The following is a 649-nucleotide window of genomic DNA, read 5'->3' as shown; positions in this document are numbered from 1 at the left end:
GGTCGGCAGCATCGGCGTGATGCAGTCCTCGAACCCCTCATGGACCCGGTTCATCCGGCGCATCAGCACGGTGTCTCCAGAGAGGATGGCAAGCATCATCGCGCCGATTGTCACCAGACCGTTCGAACACTCTACGAGTTGGCGCACCATTTGAACCGGGTAGCCGTCTTCATGGCGGCGCAGCGCGTGAATGCCTCCGTGCACGAAGGAGTTCAAGGCATTGCGTTGCATGCGGTCGAACTGTCCCAGCATGACCGCTGGCGCGTTGGCGGCGGGCACGGTCGCGGAGGCCTTGGCCAGCTCCTTGATCATTCCGGTGGCCATAGGCATGCGGCGCGCAGCTTCCTCCGTCTCGGCTGTGAGCGGCGCGCCAGCGACAGCGACCTCTGCGTCGGAGGCCGCGAAGAGCAGCCAAGCTGACCGCGTCGTCGCTTCGAACTGCATTCGCATGGTCGGGACCGCGGAGGAGACGAAGCCGCCGGCGACCAGCAGTCGCAGGGCGCGGGCGTGCTCCAGTGAGAGCGACGCGGCGGTGACGCTCAAGCCCATGCGCAGCCTGTCGGGCCCGTACACGGGATAGGTGTCGGGGTCGAGCATCTTGACGATCGTGTCGTCGAGCTCTTCCGAGCGGCGGAGGATCTGTTCGATG

Annotated in this window: 1 protein-coding gene; it reads right to left on the bottom strand. The window is 65.6% G+C overall.

The window, feature by feature from the left end:
• On the bottom strand, positions 1-597 hold a 597-nt coding region (locus AC1DY5_RS57905), incomplete at its 3' end, for a DUF6988 family protein (protein WP_478123082.1).
• Between the last annotated feature and the right edge of the window lie 52 nt (positions 598-649).

Source organism: Variovorax sp. P4_D9 (assembly GCF_056401695.1).
Note: the sequence above shows the minus strand (reverse complement) of the source record. Positions and strands in the feature narration are given on the sequence as shown.